Source organism: Streptomyces iakyrus (assembly GCF_000717055.1).
Classification (GTDB): Bacteria; Actinomycetota; Actinomycetes; order Streptomycetales; family Streptomycetaceae; genus Streptomyces; species Streptomyces iakyrus.
The window spans coordinates 72,600-94,135 of sequence record NZ_JNXI01000024.1 but is presented as its reverse complement, the minus strand read 5'-3'; the positions used below and the strand labels follow the sequence as shown (position 1 = coordinate 94,135).

Here is a 21,536-nt window from a genome sequence, read left to right as displayed (position 1 = left end):
TCCTACCGGTACGGATGGCCCGTGACCTCCTTCGCCCCGGACTCCATCGTCCTGAACCGCAAGCTGCCGCTCTGGTACCAGGTCTCGCAGTCGCTGCGCGCCTCGATCCTCGGCCGCTCGCCCCAGGACCCGCTGCGGCTGCCCACAGAGGAGCAGCTGGCGGGGCACTACGGAGTGAGCGTGCTGACGATGCGGCAGGCGCTGAAGGAGCTGGAGGACGAGGGGCTGATCACGCGCCACCGGCGGCGGGGCACGTTCATCGAACCGCATGCGCGCAGGGGCTCCCCGGTCCGGCTGCTCGGCTCGGTGGACGCGATCGTGGCCCAGCAGTCCGGCATGACGACCGAACTGCTGGACCACGGCAGCGCGCCCGTGCCGACGGAACTCGCCGAGTTCTTCCCGGACGTGCGGGAGGTCGCGACGTACCACCGGCTGCGGAGCGACGAGAAGACCGGTGAGCCGACGAATCACGCCCGCAACTACGTGCGGCCCGAACTGGCCGCGCGCATCGATCTGGACGACCTCGTCCGGTGGCCCATGACCAAGGTGCTGCGGGACGTCGTGGGGGCGGACATCAGCCGCATCACGGACACGGTGGAGGCGCGGCTGGCCGACCCGGAGACCTCGAAACTGCTCCAAGTCCCCCTGCTGAGCCCGATTCTGCACTACACGGGCGTGACCTACGACGCCGCGGGCCGGGTCCTCGACGCGGCGGTCATCCACTACCGGGGCGACCGCTTCTCCTTCACGGTGACCCTGGAAGCCACCTGACCCGCGTGCCGTCGCCAGGTCGTACGATGCCCAGCGTGACGCACGACGACGCTCCGCTGCTGGCGGACCTCATGCCGTGGTCCGTCGCACCGCCGCGGCTCGGCCGGGGCTGGCCGGCGGCGCCCGACGCGGCGTCCCTGAAGGCCCGCTGGGACGCCTTGGTGAAGGCCGAGGGGCCCGACCGCGGGGCCCTGTTCGAACCGACCCGCTCGCGCACGCTGCACACGGCGGTCGGACAGCTGCCCGGCCGGACCGGCAGCGGCACGGAGAAGCTGGTGCGCGCCTCCGGGCCCTGCCCGGAGCCGGAACGCGTCCTGCTCGCGCCCTACGACGAGCAGTGGCTGATCCCCGACCAGCGGCTGATCGACGCGGCCCGCCCGGAGCTGTGGCGGGTGGCGGACGAACGGCAGGCCTTCGTGGTGGAGACGCCCGAGGCCACCCCGCCCCTGCTCGTCACCTCACTGCTCCCGCTGCTGCGCGCCGGCCGGATCCGCCCGCTGTTCCGCCGCCCGGGTGGCCACGAGCCGAACCTGGCCCCCGGCCTGCCAGAGCACCTCGGCACCCGCCTGGGCGGCACTCCGGCACCGCTGGACGTACTGGCCTGGATCACGGCCACGGCCCGCCCTGACCTCACCGTGCCGCTCACGGGGGACGCCGACGCGTGGGAGCGGGGCCTGGAGCTGGGCCACCGGATGCTGTGGCTGATGCGCCGCGACGGCGAACGCCCGAAGCTCCCCGGCGGCCGCCGCCCCTACGTCCGCGCCCCGCTGCCCTCCCGGCCCGTGACGCTGCACTACGACCGGGGCGAGGAGGCCCTGTTCCTGGACGAGGGCCGCATCTCCCCGGTGCCGCCGGAGGCCTGGGACTTCGAGGCGGGCGGAGTGCGCGTCCTGGAGCAGTGGTTCGCGGCCCGCGTCGCCGTCGCCGAGCCCGGCACGCTGGCGGCGATCCGCCCCGTGACCTGGCCGCAGACCTGGACGTCGGAGCTGCTGGAGCTGATCACCGTCCTCGCGCTCCTCGCCGAACTGAAACCCCTGGAGGAGCCGGCACTCCCCGACCCGGTCACGGCGGCGGAGCTGCGCACGGCGGGCGTCCTCCCCGTGCCGGGCACGGCCCGCCGGCCCGCGTCCGTACTGGAGGGCCCCGAGGAGGGCCCGGAGGGTCAACTGGCGCTGCTCTAGCGGAGGTCGGGGTCGAAGGCGTCCAGGATGCGTTCGAGGGCCCGTCTGAACACCGCCTCCAGGTCGACGGGTCCGCTCTGCTCCGTGAAGGACGCGGTCAGCCGCGGATACGCGCCGGTGGCGATCTGGCTGCCCAGATAGGCCATGCGGACCGCGTTCTCCTCCTCCGCCGACCACGGCATCGCACGGGTGCGTTCGGCGGTCGCGATCTCGTTGCCCGTGTACGTCGTCACCACCCCGTTGAGCAGCGCGATCAGCTCCGTCTTCGTGCCGGCCGGGACATCGAGCGGTTCGAGGCAGGCCAGGCAGTGCTCCAGGTAGCGCAGGGTGTTGGGGCTGAAGCCGAACACCCCCGGCATGAGGCGCGGCACCCAGGTGTGGCGGTACATGATGGCGCGCGTCTCCTCCGCGTTGCGGAGCATGTCGGCGCGCCAGTCGCCCGAGGGTTCGAACATCTCGTGCTCGGCGCCGATGGCGTCGATCATCAGCTCGTAGAGGTCCTCCTTGCGGGGGACGTAGTTGTACAGCGACATCGTGCCGCAGCCCAGCTCCGCCGCGACCTGCCGCATGGTGACCCCGTCCAGCCCCGACGCGTCGGCGATCCGCACTGCCGCCGCCGCGATGTCGGCGCGGGTGAACGCCGGTTTCGGCCCACGGCCGGTGCGTTCGGGGCGCGCCCAGATCACTTCGGGTACGGCCGCTCGGTCCGCCATCGATCATCACCTCGGCCACCATCGTAGTTACGTACAACGTACGTAGTGCGCTATGGTCAAGCCATGACTTCTACGTACGCCGTACTTAGTGAAGGTCTGGAGAAGCGGTTCGGGCAGGTCCACGCCCTGCGCGGGCTGGACGTCGCGGTCGCCGAGGGGACGGTCTGCGGGGTCCTCGGGCCGAACGGGGCGGGGAAGACGACGGCCGTCGGGCTGTTGACCACGCTGCTGCGGCCGGACGCCGGCTCCGCCCGGGTCGCGGGGCACGACCTCGTCCGCGAGGCCGCCGCCGTCCGCGGCCGGATCTCCGTCACCGGGCAGGCCACCTCGGTCGACGGAGACCTCACCGGGCGCCAGAACCTCCTGCTGTTCGGCCGGCTGCACCGGGTGCGCGGTCCGGCAGGCCGGACCGCGGAACTCCTCGACCGCTTCGGCCTGACCGAGGCCGCCGACCGCCCCGCGTCCACCTACTCCGGTGGCATGCGGCGCCGCCTGGACCTCGCGGCGAGTCTGGTCCGCCGCCCCGAGGTGCTGTTCCTGGACGAGCCGACGACCGGCCTCGACCCGGTCAGCCGCACCCTCATCCGGGACGTGGTGCGCGGCCTGACCGCCGAGGGCACGACCGTGCTGCTCACCACGCAGTACCTGGAGGAGGCCGACCAACTGGCCCACGACATCGCCCTGGTGGACCGCGGCCGGGTCACCCACACCGGATCTCCCGCCCAGCTCAAGTCGCTCGTCGGGGCACACGCCGAGGTCGTGGTGCCGGACGCGGACCTCCTCGCCGGGGCGGCGGCCGTGCTGGACCGGCTGACGGGCGCGCAGCCGTCGTTCGACCGCGAGCGCAACGCCGTCGGCGCGGTGAGCAAGGACCCGACCCTCACCATCCCGCTGCTGGTGCGCGCCCTGGACACGGCGGGTGTGCCGCTGCTCGACGTGAGCCTGCGCCCGCCGACCCTCGACGACGTGTTCCTGCGCCTGACGGAGACCGCGCCCGAGACCACCGACGAGAAGGAGCGTGCCGCATGAGCATGCTGGCGTACGACGGAACCGCGATGCTGGGCCGCCAGCTGCTGCGGCTGCGCAACAACCCGGGGCTGCTGATCCTCACCCAGACGATGCCGATCAGCATGCTGCTGTTCTTCGGCTACGTCTTCGGCAGCGCGCTGGCGGTTCCGGGCGAGGCGTACCGGGCGTTCCTCGTGCCGGGCCTGCTGGTGGCGACCGCCTCAGGCGGGATCATGGCCGGCATGTTCCAGGCGGCCCAGGACACGCACCGGGGCGTGACGAACCGTTTCCGTACGCTGCCGGTGAGCCGGGCGGCCGTACCGCTGGGGCAGGCCGCTGCGGATTTGTTGGCCACGGCCGCCGGGACGGTGCCGTTCCTGCTGGTGGGGCTGGCGGTCGGCTGGCGGGTCGAGGGAAGCCCGTCCGAAGCGGCGGGGGCGTTCGGGCTGCTGATGCTGTTCCGCTTCGCGTGCACCTGGGCCGGGATCTACCTCGGCCTGCTCACCCGCGACGAGGAGGCGGCCGGCCAGCTGGGCGGGGCGACGTTCCTGCTGCCGCTGCTGTCCAGCGCGTACATCCCGACGAGCGGGCTGCCGGGCTGGCTGCGGACGCTCGCCGAGTGGAATCCGATCAGCGCGGTGGCGACGGCCCTGCGGGACCTCTTCGGCAACGCGCCGGTGCCCGAGGGTGCGGCCTGGCCGGTGGCCCACCCCGTCGCGGGGTCGCTCCTGTGGTGCGCCGTGCTGCTCGGGGTGTTCGTGCCGCTGGCCGTGCGCCAGTACGCGCGCGGGGAGCGGTGAACGTGCGGCCGGAACCGCGGACGTGGCCCCCGGTCGCTGCCGGGCGGGGATGAGACACCGACAGGGGCCGTGCCGCGCTCGGGAACACACCTGGCGTCGCTGCGAGCCGCGGGGATGACGGACGACGAGTGTCGCAGCGTTGCGCCAGGGGTGGTGTGACCGCCCGAGCGCGGGACCCTACCTGCTGCCGAAGAGCGAGCGGCGCAGCCGGCGCAGCGGCGCGAAGAGCGAGACGCGACGCACGCGCGCGCCCCTGCCACTGCGGTCGTGCGGCTGACGCGCGGTCAGTTCCCGCATGAGCGAGGTCGCCTCGACCGTCTCCCGCTGAGGGACGGCGGGGCCGCCCAGCACCGAAAGGTGGCGGTCGAGGCGCGAACTGGTCGCGCTGCTCCCGCAGGTGATCGCAGGGACCCTGGCCCTGCTGCGCACTGTTATCTGTTCCATGTCACTCCCCACCCGTACGAGTCCACCCGGCCCGGGCAGGTTAACCCTATCTCCCCGGCCGGGCACGCGTGTATCGCGGTCACAGGATTCACCTTCCCCATAAGGGGGTTGACGATGTATCTCCGATTACTCTCCGAATCCAACAGATTTCAGGGCGAGTTGGACTATCGGCTGGGTAGTGGGCTGTGGCGATCCCCCGGCGGGCTCGACGGTCACGGCCAGTGACGTCGCGGAGGTGCCCAAACCCGTTGCGACCAGGGGCGTGTCGTCCTCGAAGAGGCCGAGGGAGCGTGGTTGCGCGCCCGGGCGCATGAGCCACAGCTGGTGCACGCGGCCGCCTGTCGGGGCGCCGTATCCGCCGAGGGTGACCACCGCACTCCCCTCCGTGGCGGAAGCGATCACTCCGATGGTGCGGCCCCGCCCGTCCCGGCCACTGCCCGCACGGGCGTCCGGAGCCGCCAGAACGTGGGCGATCTCACGTGATCGATCTTGCTCGGCGGTCAGCCGGTCCTGGGCCCGGTTCGCCTGCACGGCGAAGAGCGACGCGACGACGAGGGCCGCGGCGGCGGTGGCCGTCGCGAAGGGCACGAACAGCGGGATCCGGCGCCGCTGCCGCTGCCGCGGCGGCGGCTGCGCGCCCCACACGTGCGGCGGCAGCTGCGAGGCGCGCGCCCGGGCCGGCGCGGGCGGGGCGGCCTGGGGTGCCGGGTCCTGCGGAGTCGTCCGTACGGCGAGCATGACCCGGTCGCGCAGGGCGGCCGGGGGCGGGGCCGCCGTGGACCAGGCGAGCCGGACCGCGTCCTCGGTCAGCTCGCGCACCTCGGCGGCACAGCGGTCGCAGTCCCTGAGGTGCTTCTCGAAGCGGACGCGCTCCGGGGGCTCCAAGGCGTCGAGCGCGTAGGGCGCGGCGAGCGAGTGCGGATCCTCGCGGCGGAAGAGGCTCATGCCACACCTCCCAGGCACTCGCGCATACGGGTCAGCCCGTCCCGCATCCGGGTCTTGACGGTGCCCAGCGGCAAGGAGAGCTGCTCGGCCACCTCACGGTACGTGTAGCCCTCGTAGTAGGCGAGGGTGACCGACTGGCGCTGCAGGACGGTGAGCCGGTCCAGGCAGCGGCGCACCCACTCGCGCTCCAGCCCTGCCTCGACCTCCTCGGTGACCTGGTCGAAGGCGGGCTGGTTCGCGCGGAGCGCCTCGCGCTGCTCACGCTCCCCGGCCGCCCGGGCGCTGCGGACCCGGTCGACGGCGCGGCGGTGGGCGAGGGTCAGGATCCACGACATCGCGCTGCCCCGGCCCGGGTCGAACTTCGCCGCGGAACGCCACAGTTCGAGCAGCACCTCCTGAGCCACCTCCTCCGACTGGGCGGGGTCGCGCACCACACGCCGCACGAGACCGAACACCGGCCCGGACACGAGTCCGTACAACTCTTCGAAGGCCTTCTGGTCCCCACCTGCCACGAGCAGCAGCAGCTCGTCCGCCTCCACTCGGTCCCCCCTTCCGAGGCCACACCGGGCCTGTCCCCTCGCACGAGGCATTCGCAACGCACACACCTCCGGACGGTGTTACGGATCAGCGCGCCGAAAACGCGGGTCCCCAACGGTGAAACAACTTTCCCGACTCCCCGTAAGAACGTTTGAGATTCGACCAATCCGCTTCGCCGACCGCTCCGAATGGCGTGTGTCAGGCAAGTTGGCACGGAGGACGGACGGCATGACACCTACTTCCAGGACCGGTTCGGGACGCACGAGCATCGCGACCGTGATCTGTGGCGCACTGGCCGCCGGCGGGCTCACGGCCGCCGGCGTGACCGTGCTGCAACCCGAGGCGGCCTCCGCCTCCAGCCACCGCGAGGCCCCGCTGATCTCGGGGACCCCGCAGTACGACAACACTGACGTGTACGCGTTCGTCAGCCCGGACAAGCCGGACACGACGACCATCGTCGCGAACTGGATCCCCTTCGAGGAACCGGCCGGAGGGCCGAACTTCTTCACCTTCGCCGAGGACGCCCAGTACGACCTGCGCATCGACAGCAACGGCGACGCGAAGGAAGACCTGCTCTTCCGCTACACGTTCAAGACTCATACGAAGAACGAGAAGACGTTCCTCTACAACACGGGCCCGGTCGAGAGCCTCGACGACCCCGACCTGAACATCACGCAGACGTACGACCTCGAACTGATCAAACTGCGGAACCTGAAGGCCGTGTCGAAGACCAAGGTCGCCGACGACGTGCCGGTGGCGCCGTCGAACGTCGGCAAGGCGTCGATGCCGAACTACGACGCCCTGCGCAAGCAGGCGATCCACAAGCTCGCCGGCGGCGCCCAGACGTTCGCCGGGCAGGCCGACGACCCGTTCTTCCTGGACCTGCGCGTCTTCGACCTGCTCTACGGCGGGAACCTCTCCGAGGTCGGCAACGACACCCTCAAGGGCTACAACGTCAACTCGATCGCCCTGCAGGTCCCCAACAGCTTCATCGCCGAGTCGCACGACCAGCCGGTCGTCGGCATCTGGTCGACGACCCAGCGCAAGAACGCCAAGGGCTACTTCACACAGGTCTCGCGCCTCGGCAACCCGCTGGTCAACGAGGTCGTCAACCCGCTGAAGGACAAGGACAAGTTCAACGCGTCCACGCCGCGGGACGACGGCGCGTTCCTGGAGAACGTCACCAACCCGGAGCTGCCCAAGCTCATCGAGGCGATCTACAAGATCCCGGCGCCGGACGAGCCGCGCAACGACCTGGTCGACGTCTTCCTCAAGGGCGTCAAGGACCTCAACCAGCCCCCGCACGTGACGCCTTCGGAGCAGCTGCGGCTCAACACCTCGATCAAGCCGGCCGCGAAGCCCAAGCGGCTGGGTGTCCTCGACGGTGACAACGCCGGCTTCCCCAACGGCCGTCGCCTCACCGACGACGTGATCGACGCCTCGCTCCAGGTCGTCGAGGGCGAGCTGCTGGGTGCGAAGAACGACCTCGGTGACGCGGTCGACAAGAACGACAAGAAGTTCGAGAAGTCCTTCCCGTACGTCGCCCTGCCGACGGAGGGCTCGCGCGGCCCGCTCGCCAAGGGCGTCGACGGCGGCAACGACGTGCGCAGCCAGCTGGGCGACGCGCTCCAGCCGGCCGGCGCCGAGGGTTCGGACGACATGCGCCTGATCGCCGCGTCCGCGGGGGCCGGGGCGGGCGGCATCGTCCTGATCGGCGCGGCCCTGATGTGGTGGCGCCGCATGCGGAACCGGGCGTACTGACCCGCTCCGCTCCCACCGACCGGCGCGGCCCGTTCCCCCGTCCCCCACGGCGCGGGCCGCGTCGCCGACCCCCGCACCAGCTCATCCGACCGAGGAGAGGTCATGCCTCCGCGTACGACCGACAGCACACCGGCCAGGCGCGACGACGACCGAGCGCCGTCGACGGACCCGGAGCCCGGGACCGCCGGGGAGCGGGAGGACGGCGGCGCCGGAAGCGAGCCCGACGTCGGCCGGCGGGTCGCCGCGCTGCGGCGGGCCGCCGACGGGGGGCGGCGGTGGCGGTCCCTGCACCTCGCCGGGTGTGCCGCGCTGCTGGCGGTCGCGGTGACGGGCGGGGCCGTCGCTCTCGGTGGCGGGCAGGACGGCGGGTCCGGCGTCGACGCCGTGTCGGCGGCCGGGGCGTTGTCGCCCGGCGATCTCGCCCGGGGGGACCTCGACGCGGGGATCGCGTCCCTGCAGAAGCACCTCCGCGCCCAGCCGAGGGACTTCGGCGGCTGGTCCACCCTCGGGGTGGCCTACGTCGAGCAGGCCCGCACGAAGGGCGATCCCTCCCGGTACCCGCAGGCCGAGCGCGCCCTGCGGCGGTCCCTCGACCTGGAACCCGGCAACGACCAGGCCCTGGCCGGGCAGGCCGCCCTCGCCGCGGCCCGGCACGACTTCCCCGGCGCCCTGAACCACGCCGACCGGGCCCTGAAGCAGAACCCCTACAACGAACGCGCCCTGTGCACCCGTATCGACGCCCTCGTCGAACTCGGCCGGTACGGCGACGCCGCGAAGGCCGCCGACACCGCCGACGACCGGCGCCCCGGCGTCCCCGTCTTCACGCGGTACGCGTACGTGCACGAGCTGCGCGGCGACGTCCGTACGGCGCGGTCCGTGCTGGAGCGCGCCCTGGGCTCCGCGAGCGCCCCCGCAGACGTCGCGTACGTGGCCACCGCACTGGGGCAACTCGCCTGGAACCAGGGCGAGTACAAGACGGCCCTCGGCCACTACGCCCGGGCCCTGGCCGCCGACGACGCGTACCTGCCCGCGCTGGAGGGCCGCGCCCGCGCCCAGGCCGCGAGCGGTGACCGGGCCGCCGCCGTGACCGGTCTCGAACAGGTCGTGGCCCGGTTCCCGCTGCCCGGCCCGCTCGTCGCCCTCGGCGAGCTGTACGAGGACCGCGGCGCCGAGGGCGACCGGGCCAAGGCCGGTGACCAGTACGCCCTCGTCGACGCCTGGACGGCCCTCGCCCGCGCCGGCGGTGCCAACACCGACCTGGAGACGGCCCTGGCCGCCGCCGACCACGGCGACAAGAAGGAGGCCCTGCGCTCCGCCCGCGCCGAGTGGGACCGCCGCCACAGCGTGCACACCGCCGACGCCCTCGCCTGGGCCCTGCACGTCAACGGCCGCGACGAGGAAGCCCTGCCGTACGCCCGCCGGGCGACGGCGACCGGCTACCGCAACGCCGTCTTCCTCTATCACCGCGGTGTCATCGAACGCGCCACCGGCGACGAGCGCGAGGCCCGCAAGCACCTGAAGGCCGCGCTGGACCTGAATCCCGGCTTCTCGCCCCTCGGGGCGCGCGAGGCCCGTACCGCACTCAAGGACCTGGAGGGCAACCGGTGACCCTGCGCCGGCTGTTCGCGTCCGGCGCCGCCGTCCTCACGGCCGCCTGCGCGCTCACCCTGCTGCCCGCCGCCACGGCGAGCGCCCACCCGCTGGGCAACTTCACCGTCAACCGCTACGACGGCCTGGTCGCCGCCCCCGGCGAGCTGCGGGTCCACCACGTCGAGGACCTCGCCGAGATCCCGGCGACCCAGGCGGGGCCGGACATCAAGCGGCTGGGCATCGCCCTGTGGGCCCGCCAGCGGTGCGCCACGGCCGCCGAGGACAGCCGCGCGACCGTCGACGGGCGCGAGGTCGCCCTCACCGCCGAGCGCAGCAAGGCGCGCGTGCGGCCCGGGCAGGCGGGGCTCGACACGCTGCGGGTGGAGTGCGAGCTGACCGCTGCTCTGCCGGCGGGCGAGAAGACCGTGTCCCTCGGCTTCCGCGGTGCGGGGGCCTCCGGCGGCCCGGGCTGGCGGGAGATCACGGCACGCGGCGACCGTATGACGCTTGCCGCCTCGGACGTGCCGGAGAAGTCGATATCGGCCGAGCTGACCCGCTACCCGGAGGAGTTGCTGTCCTCCCCGGCCGACACCGCGTCGGCCGCCCTGCGGGTGCGGCCCGGCGGCTCGGCCCTGGCCGAGGAGGAGTCGGACGCCCCCGCGGCCTCGGTGCTCCCGCGCGGCGCGGACCGCTGGACGCGGGCCCTGGACGACCTGGTGGCCCGGCAGGACCTCAGCGCCGGCTTCGCAGCGCTGGCCCTGCTCATCGCCGTCGTCCTGGGTGCGATGCACGCGCTCGCCCCGGGCCACGGCAAGACCATCATGGCCGCCACGGCGGCGGCCCGGGGCGGGCAGGCCCGGATGAAGGACGTTCTGCCCATGGCCGCGTCGGTGACCGTCACGCACACCCTGGGCGTGGTCGCCCTGGGCCTCCTGGTCACGGCCGGCTCGGCGGCGGCGCCGTCGGTGATCGCCTGGCTCGGTGTCGCCAGCGGCATCCTGGTGACCCTGGCGGGCGCGAGCCTGCTCCGCCGCGCCCTGCGCAACCGCGCACACGCCCACCACCCGCAGGGTCATCATCACGGCCACCATCACGGCCACGGAAACCACACCCACACCCATGTCCACGACGGCCACGCCCACGATCACGACCATCACGGCGGCCACGACCACGACCAGAAGCACGACCACGACCACGACCACCCGCACGATCACACCCACACCCACTCCCACCCCCACACGATCGAGCACACGCACGGCGGCTTCACCCACAGCCACCCCGTCGCGCCCACCCTGCGCGGCACGATCCTGATGGGCTTCGCGGGCGGGCTCGTGCCCAGCCCGTCCGCCGTGGTGGTGCTGGTCGGCGCCGCGGCCCTCGGACAGGCCTGGTTCGGGCTGCTGCTGGTCGTCGCCTACGGCGTCGGACTGGCGCTCACCCTGACGGCCGCCGGATACGCCGTCGTGAAGGCGGGCAGCGGGATGACCCGGCTCCTGGACCGGCGCCCCCGCTGGACGGTGGGCCCGATGGCGGCCCTGGTGCGTCGGACCGCTCCGCTCGGTTCGGCCTTCGCCGTGGTGGTTCTCGGGGCCGGACTGGTGTTCAAGGGGGCGGCATCCGCACTCGGCTGAGTTACGTTCGTGATGCGTCGGACGTCAGGAGAAAAGCGGACGTCGTGAGGAAATCCGACCTCGTGGGGAAAACACACCCCAGGAAGATTTCGCCCGGCTGCGAATGGGGGCGCCGTGTTCGAAGAACCGGGCCATGAGCGTGTGATCGCGGGCCGCTACCGGCTGCTGGCACCGCTCGGCGAGGGCGGCATGGGAACGGTGTGGCGCGCCCGCGACGAGGTGCTGCACCGCGAGGTGGCCGTCAAGGAGGTGCGCGCCCCGTCCGGCCTGGCGGGGGACGACGTGCAGCGGATGTACGCCCGGCTGGAGCGTGAGGCGTGGGCCGCGGCCCGGGTCGCCAACCACAACGTGGTGACGGTGTACGACGTGGCGACGGACGACGACCGGCCGTGGATCGTCATGGAACTGGTCCGCGGACTCTCCCTGGCGGAGGTCCTGGACGCCGAGGGCCCGATGGCCCCGCAGCGTGCCGCGCACATCGGCGCCGAGGTGTTGTCGGCGCTGCGGGCGGCGCACGAGGCCGGGGTGCTGCACCGCGACGTGAAGCCGGCCAACGTGCTGATCTCGAACGACGGCCGGATCGTGCTCACCGACTTCGGCATCGCCATGGTCGAGGGCAGCTCGGCGCTGACCATGACCGGGGAGGTCATCGGCTCTCCGGAGTTCCTCGCCCCGGAGCGGGCGCTCGGCCGCACACCGGGCCCGGAGTCGGACCTGTGGTCGCTCGGGGTGCTGCTGTACGCGGCGGTCGAGGGCCACTCCCCCTTCCGTCACGACACCCCGCTGAGCACCCTGCGGGCGATCGTCGACGAGGAGTTGCCGCCGCCGTACCGGGCGGGTCCGCTCGCCCCGGTGATCGAGGGGCTGCTGCGCAAGGACCCCGAGCAGCGGCTGCCGCCGGAGCGGGCCGAGCAGGATCTGCGGGCCGTGGCGGCGGGCGGCTCTCCGGGCCCTGACCTGACACGGGCGGTGGCGTTCCCGCCGACGGTCGCCGGTCACCCCGAGCCCGCTCCCACGCCCCCGATGCCGTTCCCCGGCTCGTCCGCTGCCTCCGGGCCGACCGCCACCACGGCGGCCACCGGCCCGGACCGGGACCGCAGGGCGGGGCGGGTGCTGGTCGCCGGTGTGATCGCGCTGGCGCTCGCGGTCGGCGGTCTGACGTACGCGCTACTCAACAACGGGGACGGTTCCGACGGCAACGACCAGGGGGCCGGGGACGCCACGCCCACGGCGACCAAGAGTCCGCCGGAGGACACCGCGACCGAGAAGTCCAGTCCGTCGCCGACCCCGAGCGAGAGCAAGGAGAGCAGTCCGCCGCCGCAGTCGGTGCGGGTCGCCCTGGAGGGCCGGCGTACGGACTATGCGGGGGCCTGTCCGCCGCCGAACGCCCAAGCGCCGGAGTTCACGGCGACGTTGACGGTGGGGCGGCTGCCGGCCGAGGTGAGCTACCGCTGGGTGACGCAGGACGGCCAGGTGCTGGACGGGGGCTGGAAGACGCTGTCGTTCGCGGAGGGCGGCGGCCGTTCGAAGCGGGACACGGTGCGGGTGACGACCCAGGCGGAGACCGGGACGTTCGAGAACGAGATCAGCGTCGAGGTGCGGGAACCGGTGCGGACGACGTCCGACTCGGTGCCGTTCTCGGTGACCTGCGAGACGGAGACCCCGACGGGCGGGGCCTCCCCTTCTGCTTCCGGCACGGACCCGGGCGCGGACCCGGACTCGGGCTCGGACCCGGAGTCGAACGCGGACTCGGACTCCGGCTGAGCGGTCAGTCGTTGCTGTTGAGCACGGGGAGATAGCCGCCCGACTGGCCCGGTGCCTTCGGGTGGTACGACTCGCCGATGTTGAGCCAGCTGACGCTGTGCAGCCAGGAGTCGCCGGAGCAGATCTCGTGGCCGGTGAAGGTGGTGCGGACGTCGCCGAAGACGAAGCCGTGGTTCGCGGCGCGCTTGGCGATGGCGGTGTTGAGGTGGTCGGAGGCGTCGTTGATGGCCTTGCGCTTGGTCTCGGACAGACCGAGGCAGGTGGTGCCGAGCTGGTAGAAGCGGGGGTAGCCGAGGACGACGACCTTGGCGGCGGAGGCCTTGGTGCGGATCGCCGCGTACACGCCGTCGAGCTTTCCGGGCAGCGTGGAGTCGACGTACGCCCGGGCGGTGTTGATGCGGGAGACGCAGGCGCTGTCGGACTGGGTGACACAGGTCGTCATGACGTCGGCGAATCCGGCGTCGTTGCCGCCGACGGTGATCGAGACGAGGGCGGTGGAGGCGCTGAGCGGAGTGAGCTGATGCGCCAGAACATCACCCGTTCGGGCGCCCGAACAGGCGGTGAAGGCGAAGGTCGAGGGTGAGTTGGCGGCGGCCCAGAGGTAGGGATAGGCCTTGGTGCTGCGCTTGCAGTCGCCGCTGGAGCTGATGTAGCTGCCCGCTCCGACTCCGGAGGAGTAGGAGTCACCGAGCGCCACGTAGCCGCCGGTTGCGGCGAGTGAGGACGCCTGCGCCGTCGCCGCCCCGGTGAGGGCGGTGCCGACGGCGAGGAGGAGCGAGCTCACGAGGACGACAAGTCGGGAACGTCTCATGGAACCTCCCTTTAGCAGGATCTCTGCCATAACCGTGGTAGCAGCTACGCGTGTTGACAGGAAGTGTCCATGCCAAGTCTTTTCGGTTCATCCCCGGACGCTCGGCACGTTCCCCACGCCTTGCGTTACGCGTCGGGCGCCTCTTGTTACGTGCCCATGACAGATTCGTTGACTGATGCTCAACTCTCTTGTTCTACGCCGGTAGTTGGTCGAGGCTTTACTCCGGCCGGGAGCGGAACGCGACGCTCACGGGCCGTGTGTGCGAGCACGCGCACATCCCCCACATGACGCGCGCCCCACCCAGGCGCGCGCCGCCTAGAGGAGGACTCCCTCGTAATGGCACAACTGCGTAGCAAGAGAATCGGGTTCGCCGTACTCACCTCGCTGGCGACCGCCGCCCTCGTCGGCGGGCTCACCGCCCTTCCCGCCCAGGCCGCGCCCGCCGAGGGCCGGGTGCTCGCCGCGGACTCCCCGGCCGCGATCAAGGACAGCTACCTGGTCACGCTCAAGAAGAGCGCCGGCCTGAAAGCCGCCTCGGCCGCGGGCAAGGGGCTGGTGAAGGAGTACGGCGGCTCGGTCGACAGGACGTTCGGCAAGGCGCTGAACGGCTATTCCGCCACCCTCTCCGCCACCGAGGCCCGGCGCCTGGCCGCAGACCCGGCGGTGGCCTCGGTCGAGCAGAACCAGCGCGTCGGCCTCGCCGCCACCCAGACCAACGCCCCCTGGGGCCTGGACCGCATCGACCAGGCCTCGCTCCCGCTGTCCGGCACCTACACCTACCCGGACAGCGCGGGCAGCGGCGTCACGGTGTACGTCATCGACACCGGTGTGCGCATCACCCACCAGCAGATCAGCGGCCGTGCCGCGCACGGCTACGACGCGGTCGACGGCGACAGCAACGCCTCCGACGGCAACGGCCACGGCACCCATGTGGCCACCACCATCGCGGGCTCGACCTACGGCGTCGCCAAGAAGGCGAAGATCGTGGGCGTGCGGGTGCTGAACAACAGCGGCTCCGGCACCACGGCCGGTGTGATCGCCGGCATCGACTGGGTGACGAGGAACCACTCCGGCCCCTCGGTGGCCAACATGTCGCTCGGCGGCGGCGCCTCCGCCACCCTGGACACGGCCGTCCGCAACTCCATAGCCAGCGGCGTCACGTACGCCGTCGCCGCGGGCAACAGCAGCACCACCGCCTCCTCGTCCTCCCCGGCCCGGGTCGCCGAGGCGATCACGGTCGGCGCCACCACCAGCACGGACGCCAAGGCGAGCTACTCCAACTACGGCTCGGCGCTGGACATCTTCGCGCCCGGCTCCTCCATCACGGCCGGGTGGCACACCGGCGACACCGCGACCAACACCATCTCCGGCACCTCGATGGCGACCCCGCACGTCGCGGGCGCGGCGGCGGTCTACCTGGCGGGCCACACCTCGTCCACCCCGGCCCAGGTCGCCGCGGCCCTGGTGAACGGCGCCGTCACCGGCAAGGTCACGAGCGCGGGTTCCGGCTCGCCGAACCGGCTGCTGCAACTCGTGCAGTGACCGCGGACCGCACCGGCACTTGAACATGCGTTCCCCGGAGGCCCTGATCGCCTCCGGGGAACGCATGTTTATGCGAAGGGAACGTGCAACTTGCGTCGCACAAGGCGTCTGCCGCAACGACCAAACCAACAAAAACGTGAGGGGCCGTTCCAGGTCTTGCCATACGGGTTCAATCGTCAATACCGTCATACATCTCACCCGCATCGGTCCGTCAGTACGCGGCTCTAGGGGAGGGCTCAAGGACCGCGACGAACCGGCGCGGGGCGCGGTAGGGGGGTGCCGTGCTCGGTGGTCTCAACTGTCTCCGGGCCGTGCCGCGCGGTCGGCTGCCGTTTTGCCGCCGGCCAGCTTTGCCAGCTCACCCGGCGTGCCGGAGCTTCATCCCGGCATGCCTCGCCATCTCGGCGTGCCTCGGGTGAGAACCCCCCTTTCGAACCGGACTGGATCCGGACTGCCCTGGGGGGGCGGTCCACCGGACGAGAGGGACCAGACTCATGAGTTCAGTTCTGCAGCCGGCCGTGACGGACGAGCATCCGCCGACCGCAGCCAAGTACCGGCCCGTCTCCTCGTATCTGGCGATAGCCCCGCCGGTGAGCGTGGTCATCCCGGCGATGAACGAGGCGGAGAACCTTCCGTACGTCTTCAAGACCCTGCCCGACTGGATCCACGAGGTGGTCCTGGTCGACGGCAACTCGACCGACAACACCGTCGAGGTGGCCCGTGAGCTGTGGCCCGAGGTGAAGGTCGTCGAACAGCGCGGCAAGGGCAAGGGCGACGCCCTGATCACCGGGTTCCAGGCCTGCACCGGCGACATCATCGTGATGGTCGACGCGGACGGCTCGGCGGACGGGGGCGAGATCCTCAGCTACGTCTCCGCCCTGGTCTCCGGCGCGGACTTCGCCAAGGGTTCCCGTTTCGCCAACGGCGGCGGCACCGACGACATGACCTTCATCCGCAAGATGGGCAACTGGGCGCTCTGCACGGTCGTCAACCGCAAGTTCGGCGCTCGGTACACCGACCTGTGCTACGGCTACAACGCGTTCTGGCGGCACTGCCTCGACAAGATCGACCTGGACTGCACCGGCTTCGAGGTCGAGACCCTGATGAACATCCGGGTCGTCAAGGCCGGGCTCAAGGTGCAGGAGATCCCGAGCCACGAGTACCTGCGCATCCACGGCGTCAGCAATCTGCGGGCCGTGCGCGACGGGCTGCGCGTGCTCCGGGTGATCCTTCAGGAGCGCTCCAACCGCCGTTCTCTGCGCCGCCGTTCGCCCCGGTCGTCGATGCCGGCCGCGATGCGGGGAGAGGTGTCTTGAGCGGTCCCGGCATCTCCGTCGTGATCTGCGCGTACACCGAGGACCGCTGGGAGGACATCCTCGCGGCGGTCTCCTCGGTCCGCGCGCAGTCGCGGCCGGCCCTGGAGACGCTGCTGGTCGTCGATCACAACGAGACGCTCCGGGAGCGGCTCGCCAAGGAGTACAAGGAGTCGTCCGAAGGGTCCGTGGTGCGGGTGCTCGCCAACGCGGGCCCCCGTGGCCTGTCGGCCGGCCGCAACACGGGCATCGCCGCGGCCCGCGGTGAGGTCGTGGCCTTCCTCGACGACGACGCCGTGGCCGAGCGCGACTGGCTGCGGCACTTCGCCGAGGCCTACACCGACGAGCGGGTGATGGCGGTCGGCGGACGCACGGTCCCGGTCTGGGCGTCGGGGCGTCGGCCGCACTGGTTCCCGGAGGAGTTCGACTGGGTGGTGGGCTGCACGTACCGGGGCCTGCCGCGCGGCCGGGTCCGGGTGCGCAACGTGCTCGGCGGCAACGCCTCGTTCCGCCGCAGCGCCTTCGACGCGGCGGGCGGCTTCGCCACCGGCATCGGCCGGGACGGCGACAAACGCCCGCTGGGCTGCGAGGAGACGGAACTGTGCATCCGCCTCAGCCGCGCACGGCCCGACGCGGTCCTGCTGATCGACGACCGGGCCGTGATCCACCACCGGGTGCCCGAGATCCGCGAGCACTTCCGCTATTTCCGCACCCGCACCTACGCCGAGGGCCTGTCCAAGGCCCTGGTGGCGCGGAGCGTCGGCGCCGAGAAGGGCCTGGAGTCGGAGCGCCGGTACGCCACGCGGGTCCTGCCGGCCGGGGTGGCGCGGGGGCTGCGGGACGCCCTGCTGGCCCGGCCGGGCGGTGCGGGGCGGGCCGGCGCGATCGTGGCCGGGGTGCTGACGGCGGCGGGCGGTTACGTCGTCGGCAGCCTCCGGGCGCGCCGGGGCGGGACCACGTTCCGGGTGCCCGCGGTGGAGGTGGCGGCCCGTGAGTGACACCCGCGTACCGATTCTGATGTACCACGCGGTCGCGACCGACCCGAACGACGCGACCCGCGCCCTGTCGGTGACTCCGGAGGCCTTCGCCGAGCAGATGGCGGTGCTCGCCGACCGAGGGCTCACGCCGGTCACGACGGCCGCGCTGGCGGCGTGCTGGCGCTCCGGCCGGCCGCTGCCCGACCGGCCGGTCCTCATCACCTTCGACGACGGCTACGAGGGTGTGCACCGGCACGCCCTCCCCGCGCTCGCCAAGCACGGCTTCCCCGCCACCCTGTTCGTCTCGACGGGGTGGCTCAGGGGGCCGTACGACACCGGGGGCGGCCTGGACACCATGCTGGACTGGAACCAGGTGCGCGAACTCGCGGCGGCGGGCGTGGAGATCGGCGGGCACAGCCACAGCCACCCGCAGCTCGACCAGGTCTCCGACGCCACGCTGAGGTTCGAGCTGATCCACTGCAAGGAGATCGTCTCGGACCAGCTGGGCACCGTACCGGCCTCGTTCGCCTACCCCTACGGCTACTCCAGCCGCCGGGTCCGGCAGGCGGTGCGCGAGACGGGCTACGCCCAGGCCCTCGCCGTCGGCAACGGCCTCGCGCGGCGCGCGCAGGGGCCGTACGCGCTGCGGCGGGTGACGGTGCGCCGCAGCACGGGCATCGAGGAGTTCGAGCGGGTCGTCGAGGGCCGCGCAATCGCCCGTACGTTCGCTGCGGACCGCGCCCTGACCAAGGGGTACGCCGTCGTCCGCAGGGTTCGGCAGGCGCGTCGGCTGGTCTACCGCTCCGGGGGCTGACCTGCGCGGGGGCGACATGCCGCGTGCACCGGGAAACCGGGTGCACGCGGCCTCCCCGTGCCGGATCATGGCGGCATGTCTGGAAACCCGCACGAGGCGCTGCCGATCCGGCTCAACGTCGACGACTCCGACTCCCCGTCCGACGTCGTCGACGCGCTGTTCCTCGGCCGCTTCGCGACGGGCGAGCAGCCGTACTCCCACGCGGTGAACATCGACCGCGTGCGGTCCGGTGCGACGCTGATGCCGCCCGGCGCGCGGGTGCTGCGCGTCGCCCGGGACGACGACCGCAGCGCGACCCTCGCCGAGGGCGACGGCTGGACGCTGCTGGTCTCCCGCTGGAACCGCGGCGCCGACGTCACGGTGACGGCGACCGGCGAGGAGCTCGCGAAGAAGGTCCTCGACCAGGCGACGGACGGCGCGGCGGACGAGCCCGAACCGCAGCCGGAGAACGTCACGATGGGCTTCTGGTACGTCTCCCCGCGCCGCGGCCCGCACCGCACCACCCGGCAGATCGCGGCAGGCACCTGGGAGGAGATCCGGCCCAACTACACCGCGCCCGTGGCGGACGCGATGGACCGCCTGATGAAGACGACCCCGGAGGACATCGCGGGCCGTCTCCTGCTGCTGCACGGCCCGCCGGGCACCGGCAAGACGTCGGCGCTGCGGACGCTGGCCCGGTCCTGGCGCGACTGGTGCCAGGTGGACTGCGTCCTGGACCCCGAGCGGCTCTTCTCCGACGTCGGCTACCTCATGGACATCGCCATCGGCGAGGAGGACGCGACGGGCAAGGGCCGCTGGCGGCTGCTGCTCCTGGAGGACTGCGACGAGCTGATCCGCGGCGAGGCCAAGCACACGGCGGGCCAGGCGCTTTCGAGGCTGCTGAACCTGACGGACGGACTGCTCGGCCAGGGCCGCAACGTCCTGGTCGGGGTCACGACCAACGAGGACCTGGAGCGCCTGCATCCCGCCGTGGTCCGCCCCGGCCGCTGCCTCGCCCGGATCGAGGTCGGTCCGCTGACCCGCACCGAGGCGGTGAACTGGCTGGGCCAGGAGGACGGCGTCGGGCGCGAGGGCGCGACGCTGGCGGAGCTGTACGCGCTGCGCCGGGGCACGTCCCCGACGTCCCTGCCGGAGCCGCGCGGAGGCGTCGACGCGGGGCTGTATCTGTAGTGGGACCCCACCCGCCGGGGTCGCTCACAACCGCTTCTCACCTCCCTGTTACCCGGGCGTGCCAAGGTGTGCCGCGGAGCGACGCCGCGCTCCGCATGGACCAGGGAGGCCTCCGATGGCGCACACGGCGCCCACCGTGTTCAGCGAACCCGCCCACCGCGTCGCACGGTGGGTCCTGCCCGTCGTGCTCGGTGTCGTCTACGGCAACTGGGTCGCGGTGAACCGGCGGCACGGCGGCCCGATCACCGGGGCGGACGTGGCGTCGGGCGTGTGGAGCGCGGTCGCCTTCACGGCGCTCTGCATCGCCGTGATCCAGGTCGTCCGACGTCTCAGGCGCGATCTGCACGCCCTGCACGCCCTGCTGCGGGCCGCCTTCGCCGGTGTCGCGCTGGGCTTCCTCTACAGCCAGACCGGTGACGACATCCGGCCCGTGGTCATCACGGCGCTGCTGGTCATGGCGGCCCTCTTCCTGCTGCTGTTCTACCGCTTCCACACGCGCGCCGACGCGTAGCCGCCCCGGCCCTCCCCGGCCGCCCTCCGGAGCCTGCGGTGCTTTGATGGGGATATGACCCTGTTCGTCGGCACGTCCGGGTGGCAGTACAAGGACTGGCGGGACGTCCTGTACCCCTCCGGGCTGCCGATGCGGCTCTGGCTGGAGGAGTACGCGGGGCAGTTCGCCACCGTCGAGATCAACAACGCCTTCTACCGGTTGCCGGCCCGGGAGACCTTCGAGGACTGGCGGGGGCGGGTGCCCGGGGACTTCGTCGTCGCGGTCAAGGCGAGCCGCTACCTGACCCACATCAAGCGGCTCAAGGACCCCGAGGAGCCGGTGCACCGCCTGATGAGCCACGCAGCGGGCCTCGGTGACCGTCTCGGTCCGGTCCTGCTCCAGCTCCCGCCCACCCTGCGCGCCGACCCGGGCCTGCTGGACGCGTGCCTGGCCTGCTTCCCCGCCCCGACCCGGGTCGCGGTCGAGCCGCGCCACGACTCCTGGTGGACCCCGCAGGTCCGCCGCGTCCTGGAGTCCCGGCGCGCCTCCCTGTGCTGGGCCGACATCCTGGCCCGCCCGGCCACGCCGCTGTGGCGCACCACCGACTGGGGCTACGTCCGCTTCCACCAGGGTCGGGCCCGGCCCTGGCCCCGCTACGGCCGCCGCTCGCTGGCCACCTGGCTCGACCGCATCGCCACGGCCTGGCCCGACGGCGAGGACGTCTACGCGTACTTCAACAACGACCCGGGCGGCGCGGCGGTGGAGGACGCGATGGCGTTCGCACGGACGGGGAGGTCGGCGGGGCTGCACATCACACGGACACCGGAGCGCCTGGCGCAGCCGTCCGGTTAGGACTTGGGGCTGCCCTGCTCGCCGTACGCCGCCCGCAGGGCGTCCCGTACCGCGGCGAGCGCGACGTCCTCGCCCAGCCCGAGCCTCCGGGCCCGCTCCACATAGGCCTGCGCCGCCGACGCCAGTTCGCGGTCCGCCGCCGAGCCGGCGGCGGCCACGAACGTGCCGTTGCGGCCCCGCGTCTCGATCACCCCGTCCGCCTCCAGCGCCCGGTACGCCTTGGCGACCGTGTTCGCGGCGAGCCCCAGCGACTCGGCCAGTCCCCGCACGGTCGGCAGCCGGTACCCCACCGGCAGCGCACCCGACCGGGCCTGCTCGGAGATCCGCGCCCGCACCTGCTCGTACGGCGGGGCGCTGTCGTCGATGTCGATCTTCAAGGTCACAGCCCGATTGTCGCGCACCCGACGGAAAATGAGAGGCAC

21 protein-coding genes are annotated in these 21,536 nt (G+C 72.5%); 15 read left to right on the top strand and 6 right to left on the bottom strand.

The window, feature by feature from the left end; genetic code table 11:
• Positions 1–21 precede the first annotated feature (21 nt).
• Both OO68_RS32670 and OO68_RS32665 read left to right on the top strand, forming a co-directional pair.
• Positions 22–771 carry a GntR family transcriptional regulator gene (locus tag OO68_RS32670; protein WP_033312822.1) on the top strand — a complete coding sequence of 250 codons (750 nt, stop codon included), beginning with the start codon at positions 22–24 and terminating at the stop codon, positions 769–771.
• Positions 772–797: 26 nt separating this feature from the next.
• The gene (locus OO68_RS32665; RefSeq protein ID WP_033312821.1) at positions 798–1,952 is read left to right on the top strand and encodes a type ISP restriction/modification enzyme; all 1,155 of its coding nucleotides are present in this window, start codon (positions 798–800) and stop codon (positions 1,950–1,952) included.
• On the opposite strand, the gene OO68_RS32660 is transcribed toward OO68_RS32665, so the two are convergent.
• Positions 1,949–2,665, bottom strand: a complete 717-nt coding sequence (locus OO68_RS32660; protein ID WP_033312820.1) for a TetR/AcrR family transcriptional regulator — start codon at positions 2,663–2,665, stop codon at positions 1,949–1,951. The genes OO68_RS32665 and OO68_RS32660 overlap by 4 nt on opposite strands.
• Positions 2,666–2,728: 63 nt before the next feature.
• Between OO68_RS32660 and OO68_RS32655 the strand changes: the two genes are divergently transcribed.
• Together OO68_RS32655 and OO68_RS32650 are read left to right on the top strand one after the other, a co-directional pair.
• Complete coding sequence (locus tag OO68_RS32655; protein ID WP_033312819.1) at positions 2,729–3,694, top strand: ATP-binding cassette domain-containing protein; 966 nt, start codon at positions 2,729–2,731, stop codon at positions 3,692–3,694.
• Complete coding sequence (locus tag OO68_RS32650) at positions 3,691–4,473, top strand: ABC transporter permease (RefSeq protein WP_033312818.1); 783 nt, start codon at positions 3,691–3,693, stop codon at positions 4,471–4,473. Before OO68_RS32655 ends, OO68_RS32650 begins: the two co-directional genes overlap by 4 nt.
• Positions 4,474–4,650: 177 nt before the next feature.
• On the opposite strand, the gene OO68_RS32645 is transcribed toward OO68_RS32650, so the two are convergent.
• The 3 genes from OO68_RS32645 to OO68_RS32635 all read right to left on the bottom strand — a co-directional run bounded on the left by OO68_RS32645 (position 4,651) and on the right by OO68_RS32635 (position 6,401).
• Positions 4,651–4,917, bottom strand: coding sequence for a hypothetical protein (locus tag OO68_RS32645; RefSeq protein ID WP_033312817.1), 267 nt, complete (start codon positions 4,915–4,917; stop codon positions 4,651–4,653).
• A 126-nt stretch (positions 4,918–5,043) separates the two neighbouring features.
• Positions 5,044–5,862: an anti-sigma factor gene (locus tag OO68_RS32640; protein ID WP_033312816.1), complete on the bottom strand. Its 819-nt coding sequence runs from the start codon at positions 5,860–5,862 to the stop codon at positions 5,044–5,046.
• Positions 5,859–6,401 carry a sigma-70 family RNA polymerase sigma factor gene (locus OO68_RS32635; RefSeq protein WP_033312815.1) on the bottom strand — a complete coding sequence of 181 codons (543 nt, stop codon included), beginning with the start codon at positions 6,399–6,401 and terminating at the stop codon, positions 5,859–5,861. Before OO68_RS32635 ends, OO68_RS32640 begins: the two co-directional genes overlap by 4 nt.
• 226 nt (positions 6,402–6,627) lie before the next feature.
• Here OO68_RS32635 and OO68_RS32630 point away from each other — a divergent pair, with 226 nt between their 5' ends.
• From OO68_RS32630 to OO68_RS32615, 4 genes are all read left to right on the top strand, one after another.
• Positions 6,628–8,160 carry a DUF4331 domain-containing protein gene (locus OO68_RS32630; RefSeq protein ID WP_033312814.1) on the top strand — a complete coding sequence of 511 codons (1,533 nt, stop codon included), beginning with the start codon at positions 6,628–6,630 and terminating at the stop codon, positions 8,158–8,160.
• A gap of 102 nt (positions 8,161–8,262) precedes the next feature.
• Positions 8,263–9,768: a tetratricopeptide repeat protein gene (locus OO68_RS32625; RefSeq protein WP_033312813.1), complete on the top strand. Its 1,506-nt coding sequence runs from the start codon at positions 8,263–8,265 to the stop codon at positions 9,766–9,768.
• Positions 9,765–11,381 carry a nickel transporter gene (locus OO68_RS32620; protein WP_033312812.1) on the top strand — a complete coding sequence of 539 codons (1,617 nt, stop codon included), beginning with the start codon at positions 9,765–9,767 and terminating at the stop codon, positions 11,379–11,381. Before OO68_RS32625 ends, OO68_RS32620 begins: the two co-directional genes overlap by 4 nt.
• A gap of 114 nt (positions 11,382–11,495) precedes the next feature.
• Complete coding sequence (locus OO68_RS32615; RefSeq protein WP_245237251.1) at positions 11,496–13,145, top strand: serine/threonine-protein kinase; 1,650 nt, start codon at positions 11,496–11,498, stop codon at positions 13,143–13,145.
• Between the two features lie 4 nt (positions 13,146–13,149).
• Here OO68_RS32615 and OO68_RS32610 read toward each other — a convergent pair whose 3' ends face one another.
• Positions 13,150–13,956: an SGNH/GDSL hydrolase family protein gene (locus OO68_RS32610; protein ID WP_033312811.1), complete on the bottom strand. Its 807-nt coding sequence runs from the start codon at positions 13,954–13,956 to the stop codon at positions 13,150–13,152.
• Positions 13,957–14,292: 336 nt separating this feature from the next.
• Here OO68_RS32610 and OO68_RS32605 point away from each other — a divergent pair, with 336 nt between their 5' ends.
• The 7 genes from OO68_RS32605 (at position 14,293) to OO68_RS32575 (ending at position 21,114) form a co-directional block, all read left to right on the top strand.
• Positions 14,293–15,498 (top strand): S8 family peptidase, encoded by a 1,206-nt coding sequence (locus tag OO68_RS32605; RefSeq protein ID WP_033312810.1) that lies wholly within the window; start codon positions 14,293–14,295, stop codon positions 15,496–15,498.
• A gap of 494 nt (positions 15,499–15,992) precedes the next feature.
• On the top strand, positions 15,993–16,814 hold the full coding sequence (locus OO68_RS32600; protein WP_033312809.1) for a glycosyltransferase family 2 protein: 822 nt from the start codon (positions 15,993–15,995) through the stop codon (positions 16,812–16,814).
• Positions 16,811–17,809, top strand: coding sequence for a glycosyltransferase family 2 protein (locus OO68_RS32595; RefSeq protein WP_033312808.1), 999 nt, complete (start codon positions 16,811–16,813; stop codon positions 17,807–17,809). The genes OO68_RS32600 and OO68_RS32595 overlap by 4 nt, the downstream gene beginning before the upstream one ends.
• Positions 17,802–18,602 (top strand): polysaccharide deacetylase family protein, encoded by an 801-nt coding sequence (locus OO68_RS32590; RefSeq protein WP_209442644.1) that lies wholly within the window; start codon positions 17,802–17,804, stop codon positions 18,600–18,602. Before OO68_RS32595 ends, OO68_RS32590 begins: the two co-directional genes overlap by 8 nt.
• A 75-nt stretch (positions 18,603–18,677) precedes the next feature.
• The gene (locus tag OO68_RS32585) at positions 18,678–19,772 is read left to right on the top strand and encodes a DUF5925 domain-containing protein (protein ID WP_033312807.1); all 1,095 of its coding nucleotides are present in this window, start codon (positions 18,678–18,680) and stop codon (positions 19,770–19,772) included.
• Between the two features lie 115 nt (positions 19,773–19,887).
• Entirely contained in the window at positions 19,888–20,283 is a 396-nt protein-coding gene (locus tag OO68_RS32580) for a hypothetical protein (protein WP_033312806.1), read from the top strand.
• A 54-nt stretch (positions 20,284–20,337) separates the two neighbouring features.
• Entirely contained in the window at positions 20,338–21,114 is a 777-nt protein-coding gene (locus OO68_RS32575) for a DUF72 domain-containing protein (protein ID WP_033312805.1), read from the top strand.
• Here OO68_RS32575 and OO68_RS32570 read toward each other — a convergent pair.
• Positions 21,111–21,497, bottom strand: coding sequence for a GntR family transcriptional regulator (locus OO68_RS32570; protein WP_033312804.1), 387 nt, complete (start codon positions 21,495–21,497; stop codon positions 21,111–21,113). The genes OO68_RS32575 and OO68_RS32570 overlap by 4 nt on opposite strands.
• Positions 21,498–21,536 lie beyond the last annotated feature (39 nt).